This is a genomic window from Caldivirga sp. UBA161, assembly GCF_002506515.1.
In the GTDB taxonomy this organism is placed as follows: Archaea; Thermoproteota; Thermoprotei; order Thermoproteales; family Thermocladiaceae; genus Caldivirga.
In genome coordinates, this window is sequence record NZ_DAXS01000067.1 from 11,049 (window position 1) to 18,237 (window position 7,189).

Annotated in this window: 5 protein-coding genes; 3 read left to right on the forward strand and 2 right to left on the reverse strand. The window is 42.7% G+C overall.

The features are described 5' to 3' along the window. Positions 1-320 precede the first annotated feature (320 nt). Positions 321-1,244, forward strand: coding sequence for a respiratory nitrate reductase subunit gamma (locus tag BP896_RS07330; protein ID WP_291767153.1), 924 nt, complete (start codon positions 321-323; stop codon positions 1,242-1,244). Beyond that, positions 1,234-2,829 (forward strand): (Fe-S)-binding protein, encoded by a 1,596-nt coding sequence (locus BP896_RS07335; protein ID WP_291767155.1) that lies wholly within the window; start codon positions 1,234-1,236, stop codon positions 2,827-2,829. The genes BP896_RS07330 and BP896_RS07335 overlap by 11 nt, the downstream gene beginning before the upstream one ends. Before the next feature lie 3 nt (positions 2,830-2,832). Here the strand turns inward: BP896_RS07335 and BP896_RS07340 are convergent, their stop codons facing one another. Further along, positions 2,833-3,321 (reverse strand): hypothetical protein, encoded by a 489-nt coding sequence (locus tag BP896_RS07340; protein ID WP_291767157.1) that lies wholly within the window; start codon positions 3,319-3,321, stop codon positions 2,833-2,835. Between the two features lie 487 nt (positions 3,322-3,808). Beyond that, complete coding sequence (locus BP896_RS07345) at positions 3,809-4,822, reverse strand: helix-turn-helix transcriptional regulator (protein WP_291767159.1); 1,014 nt, start codon at positions 4,820-4,822, stop codon at positions 3,809-3,811. A 206-nt stretch (positions 4,823-5,028) separates the two neighbouring features. Between BP896_RS07345 and BP896_RS07350 the strand changes: the two genes are divergently transcribed. Next, positions 5,029-7,189, forward strand: a 2,161-nt coding sequence (locus BP896_RS07350) for an ABC transporter substrate-binding protein (protein WP_291767160.1), incomplete at its 3' end; no start/stop codon positions are given.

Genomic DNA, 7,189 nt, shown 5'->3' on the forward strand with positions numbered 1-7,189 from the left:
AAAGGGCGAGGCTTTCAGTTGTAACTCATGAGGCCTCAGGGAACCCTCGCCCCTTTAAGGTGGGGAGGGGGTCAGATAAGGTAATAAGCCTCATTCAGCATAATGTAAAGTTGAAGCCGCCCCCACTGTTAACATAGATGGTGCTAGAGGCTTAATTTCAACAGTGATTATTCTTAGGCTTAGGTGTTTTCATTACTGATGTGAAATAATTAATAAATATATACGGTAATGGTTAAGGCGCATGGTATACCTTAAGGGCCTAATAGCAGTACCAATATTCCCTAGGCATGCAGTAAGCAGCTTAATGAAGGTGAACACGTATGTTAACTCAACTACTTAGACTTACAGCGTATGCTGCAGTATTAATATTCATAGCTGGTATTGCGTATAGGTGGCGTAAATGGTCATCAATGCCCACCCACTTAAGGTGGGAGCTTTACCCAGTTCCTCATGAGCCGCCAGTTAAGGTAAGGTATGGTGGAGGATACTTAGAGGAGGAACTTTGGTGGTCTAAGGAAAGAACAGCATCAGTGATTGGGGAACTTAAGGAACTGCTCAGTGAAATGTTGTTCATAAAGAGGATTTACAATAATAATAAGAGGCTCTGGGCCCTCACCTACCCATTTCACCTAGGAATATACTTAATACTAGTCTGGTTCCTACTAATACTCCTAGGGGCAGTTACTGAAGCGTACGCTCACATACTGGTGCCGTCAAGTAATGCATGGTCTATCTTCCTATACTACACTACTGCAGTAGTGGGTGTGGCTGGTGCATTACTAGCCGTGGCTGGGGGTATTGGATTACTGATTAGGAGGCTTACAAGCCCTGTCCTAAGGGATTACACGACTATCCCAGACTACTTTAACCTACTCATTGTACTACTGGCTTTAACAACGGGCTTAGCCTCATGGTTTAATGACCCGTTCTTCAACTACGCTAGGGCCTTCGCATTGAGCCTAGTTAATCCATTAGTGAACCCACCACCGTTAAATGCAGTAATACTAATTCACGTTACAGTGCTTCAACTACTTGTAGCCTACATACCCTTCTCCAAGATAACCCACTTCATTGGCAAATACTTCACATACCATAGGGTTCTTTGGGATGATGAGCCAGGCTCCAGTGGGTTGAACCGTAGGGTTGGGGAATTGATGCAGCTTAAGATGCCTTGGAATGCACCCCACATTAAGCCTAATGAGTCGTGGGAAGACAATGCAGAGGTGATTACTAATGAAGGGTGAGGAGGGGGTTAGGATAGGGGATATAGGGAGGCGGGAGGGTAGGTTAATTAAGATAAGCCTAAGTGACTTAATGCCCTTACCCTCACCTTACGATAAGCCTGAACTGGAACCCGCATTAACTGAACCTAAGCCTGAGTGGTCCAGCAACTACGTAACTGAACTTGATGGGTACGTGGCCATTGACGTACCTTGGAAACCCAAGGGTAGGGAAGAGGAGGAGAAGCTTATTGAGAAGTTCCTGGAGGGTTTAAGGAAACTGACCTCAAGGGAAGGTAACTGGACATTTCTACAACCACTACTCCTCTCACTGGATTACTGCGCAAAGTGCCAGAACTGCGCCGAAGCTTGCCCAATATACGTGGCCAGTGGGAGGAAGGATGCCTATAGGCCAACGTATAGGTCTGAGGTGCTTAGGAGGATTTACGATAAGTACATTCTTAAGAAGCCTGGAGTTAATATTGAGCTTAATGCACGTACAATTCTTAGGCTTGGTGAATTGGCTTATAGGTGCACATTATGTAGGAGGTGTGTTCAAGCCTGCCCATTGGGTATTGATAATGGGTTAATAGCCCATGAGATAAGGAAACTCCTAAGCATGGAGATGGGTATCGCACCCACTGCACTCCATGAGAAGGGTACTGTGCTTCAGCTTAAGACAGGGTCCTCAACGGGCATGAACCCAAAGGCATTCATGAATATGGTTAACTTCATGGAGGACCTAATATATGAAAAGCTTGGTAGGAAGATTAAAATACCTGTTGACGAGAAGGGTGCTGACGTATTGCTAATTCATAATGCTGGTGAATATATTTCATGGCCTGAGAACCCAGCAGCCTACGCTATAATACTTGAGGAGGCTGGGGTTAGTTGGACTCTTAGTAGTGAATTAGTGGGTTATGATGCAGTTAATTACGGTGTATGGTATGATGATGCTCAATTAGCTAGAATAGCCATGAGGCATATTGAGGTTGCCAGGAAGCTTGAGGTTAAGAGGATTATTATTGGTGAATGCGGGCATGCCACTAAGGCCCTGCTTGTGGTTGCTGATAGGCTACTTAAGGATGACTATAGAATACCTAGGGAAAGTGTGTTACCAATGCTTAAGAATATTGTTGAAAGTGGTAAACTTAACCTTGACCCAAGTAGGAACAACTTCCCAGTAACCCTACATGACCCATGCAATATAGTTAGGTTAGCAGGCATAGTTGAGCCGCAGAGGGTAATCTTAAGGAGGATTGCACCCATGTTTAGGGAAATGGAACCCCACGGCGTCCACAATTACTGCTGTGGCGGTGGCAGTGGCTTCGCTATAATGAATTCACTCAACTTCCCTGAATGGAGGATTAAGGTTGCCTCAAGGATGAAGTTTAAGCAAATTCTCGAAGCCTTCAAGGACGCCATTGACCCAAGTATTCCAAAGTACGTGTGTGCACCATGCTCCAACTGTAAGGGCGAGTTAAGGGATTTACTAACCCACTATAGGGCCACTGAGCTTTATAATATTCACTACGGTGGTTTAGCTGAATTAGTGGTTAACGCCATGGTTGACTTGAAGGAACCCTACGTGGACTTCACGGCTCAGTAGTGGTTACTGCTCATAAATCATTACCTTCCTCACCCATGGCTCACTACTAAGGGAATTAAGAAGGCTAGTTAACTCCCTACTCCTTAGTTTAAGGGTTAATTCAGGTTTTTGTGAACCATACCTATACACGTAAACTAAGCCACTTCTAACATAGACTATAATTGACCAAACTTGAATAATGGGTATTGTTACGGCTTGCCAATCAACCCTAGGCCTACTTAGCCTCACCGCAATTAAAATAATCACTGAAACTATGAAACCACCTAGCAGTACATAATATGGTTCATACTGGTAGTGTAGCGCCGCATTCTGATACATTACTATGGCGTAGGCTATTGAACCTACTACAAGCATAATGCTAATCACTATGCCCGGAATGAAGAGGTGCCTATACCACTTGTGGATACTCGTTATATCCCTATACGCAACCCCGGATTCCGTGAAAGCAACCAGCATCCTTCTACCGTTAATATCGTAAGCCTCAATTATCATCTATAAAGTCCCCAGAGCCTAATTCTAAAGCATTAAATGTATAGCCCTCTTCCCGCCTTATGGGGTTGTTTTGCGGCTTACTGCACTCATCCTCACTACTAGTGGCCTTTAGCTACCCTACTCTGCTCGTAGTGGTGGGCCATGGGCTGGGCCTTCAACCCATCACCCTCTTTAGGCTTGGGAATATGCACCTTAACACACCTACCACAAGCTGAGATTTAAACCAACCCAACCTCAAAAAGCGAAGCTTACCCTTCTTTATCATGCCTAATCACGTTCACGCTTCTACTCCATGCCTACCGAGGCCCTCATAATAACATACAAGAGGGTACTGGGCTTAAATGCTTCATCCACTACCCTCAACCCTTCAGGGCAGGGCTTTTAGTTGTAAATAATAATGTACCTTAATGTTATTTACTCATCCTGCATTAGAAACACTCGGTTAAGGTGAGGCCCAGGATAAATAAATATTAGATCGATGAATATGCTAACCTGAGATTAAGGTAACCTTATTTAACCCATTAACCTTATCCACGCGTACAATACCCATATCCTTAAGCTTCATAACATGGCGCCAGAGGGTTGTCTTAGGTATATTAGTTAACTGCTGTAGTTGAGACTGGTAGAGTGAACCACCATACTGCCTTAAGGTACTTATAATTAACTTATCAACCTCATCTAAGTTATACTGCTCAAAGGCCTCAAGAGCCCTGCGCCTACTCATGAAGACGACGACAGAAACCACCACTATTAGAATGACTGCAACCACTATGTAAAGTGGAGTAACATTACTCCTAGTTACTGGTGCCGTTGATTGGCTAATGGATTGCTGTGAAGAAGCCGCAGTTACAGTCGTCGTAGTCGTTGTAATACTTGAACTGGAAGAAATTGCGATCTGTGTAGTAGTTGATGTAGATGTGGCTGAGGTAGTGCTACTAGCGCTGGTAGTGGTACTAGTTGTGGTTCCCACCACGGCTGTTGCTGTGGAGGTGGACGTGGTGGTTGTAGTGGATGTGGTGCTGGTGCTTATTGTAGATGTTGCGGTTAATAGGCTCCTTGGCACGTAGGTATACTGAATAGTGTAATTGCCTGGTTGAAGAACCACAATTAGGGTTGAACCATTAACCACACTATAGTGGATTATACTAATGGGTAAATTAAATGGTATTATGAAGGGTGGGAAAACTATCATTATATTCTCAGCCGATTCTATGTTAAATGAGTATAATAGGGATTTAGCATTAAAGGTGTAGTTACCATAATACACTATTGATATATAGCCACCGCCAAACGCGAATATGCTTAAGATATTACCTGGGTATAGGCTAATTGGTACAAGTGAGCCTGTTGAATCATTAATAGCCTCAATGGTATCAGGAATAGGTACCACAGGTAAGGTTACATTAATAATAGTGGTATTTTGCGGAATGTATATAGTATAGTTAACAAACGGCACTCCACCGGCTTTAAACAACACTAACAGTAACAATCCTATTACCATATGTTATCGCAATAAGGCATGCTACTTAATAAAGATTACTCTTCACCTTAATTGCGCATTACCTTTCCTTCAGGCGCTGTTACACATTAACCTATAAATGTAGTAAAGAGGCTATAAGCCAAATCATAATTTATTCCTATACCATATAATAATTTTTATGCTAATTAGGAAAATCTTTTTAAACCCAAGCCAATATAATGTAGACTATGGGATACTCAATTCCGCATGCAAAAACGTGGATAATTCCAGTGATAGCCGCAGTCCTAGTGATAGTATACATGACTCTACCACTACATAGTCAGCCTTCTGGCTTACCTCCAATGACCCCATATAATACATTATATTCGGCCGTTGTAGTATCAACACCAATGACGTCTAATTCATCATATAATCCAAACATATTTACAACTTCAGGTATCTGGACTCATCAGTATGGTTTGAACTACGCTTACTTAGCAATGTATAATTTATCCAGTGGAACATGGATACCTGATTTAGCGTATAATTGGACTATTCAGTATAATTTAACTGTTGGTAATATGAGCGGGTGGGCTAAGATAACAGTGTACCTTAGGCACTCCGGCTGGAGTAATGGGCAACCATTCACTTGCTGGGATCTATATGCAACTAACTTGATTCAGGCCTTAATATATGATGCATTAGGTAATGTCACAATGATTAATAATTACACATGCATAATATGGGTACCCCCCGATGCAGTAGTACCTAGTAATAATGTAATGACATTCTACTATGTTAGTGATGGCGGATTAGGTATATTTATTAATTACCAAATGTATAAGCCATTTATTGATAATTTAAGCAAAAACTGGAACATCCTCTACGCCGCCAACTTTGGTTATGGTACGTCACAGGAGCAGAGTGAGGGAGCAAGCTACATTAAGACAGAGTTCGCGTTCCTACATAAGTATATTCCATCATTCACATTCCCACCACCTCAGAATGGGCCGTTTTACGTATGTGATATTACACCATCAGAGATTATACTATGTAAGAATCCATATTACTGGGATGCTAATAACATAAAGATTGATTATGTAGTTCTATACCAGTACACATCATCAACACCACTATTCGCGGCATTGGAGACTGGGCAATTATCCTTCTACCAAGGTAACTTACCTCCATCAATAGCCTCAGAGGTTCTTAGGAACCCATACATGACCTACGCATTAACACCAGGTGCCCCAGGTGACGCACTCTACTTTAACTTCCTATGGCCTTACATAAACTACACGCAGGTTAGGCAAGCATTAATATATGCACTTAACCTAACACTAGTGGCTGAGGCAGCTGGCGCACCCTATGCACCCGTACCTGAACCCAATAATGCCATTGTTTATCCAACTATTAATCCGCATTCATTTGTTGAAATGATTCAATACTGGGATAAGATGGGTTACCCACTGATTAACTATACGTATAATCCATCTGAGGCTGCTAGTTTGCTTGAGAGCGTTGGATTCACTAAGAAGAATGGAGTATGGTACACGCCCAATGGTACACCATTTAAGTTAGTTATACTTGTTGATTCTGGTACTGCATCTAATCCGCAAATCATGGCTGAATTAACCAGTGTTGCTAACCAGTGGAATGCCTTCGGCATACGCACCATCATAAATATTGAACCAAGCACTGAGTTCCCTGCAATATACAGTAGCATGGCTACACAATATGCCTTAGCATATAGATACGGCCCCCCAGGCTTCTCAATCATAATTCCTGACCTATTCCCAGTTAATGGCTACTTTGAGGGTTACCCAATAAATACGACCCACTGGTGGGGAGAGGTTACTTTACCTAATGGTACTGTTGCATGGCTTTGGGGGCCCAATTCACAAACTCATGGAATATGCCCACCACAGCAAGTTACAATACAGCAGATTAAGGATTGCGTATTCATGTGGGCTTGGGAGGCTAATCATAATCCATGGTTCATAAGCCTAGACACACCATACGAGGAGGTCTGGTATAACACTAAGTATCTGCAATTCCCGCCATCCAACAGTTGGGTTTGGTTAGAGAGCCCATCTCTAGAAATAGCAGGGCCAATGTGGTGGTCAATATTAACCACGGTTCAGCCTAAGCCAGCGGTAACTTCAACAACCACAACTATACCTACTACCACCACTACTGTTACTTCAGTAACTACCTCAACTACCACTGTGGTTACGTCAACCACAGTGATCAGTGGTACTACGACAACATACACCACAACCAGTACGGTACCAGTAACCACAACGATTACATCCACGGTACCACCAACAACAGTGGTACATACAGTAACAGTAACCAAATCAGTAGTAAGCACAGCACTAATAGTAGGCATAATAATCATAGTAGTCG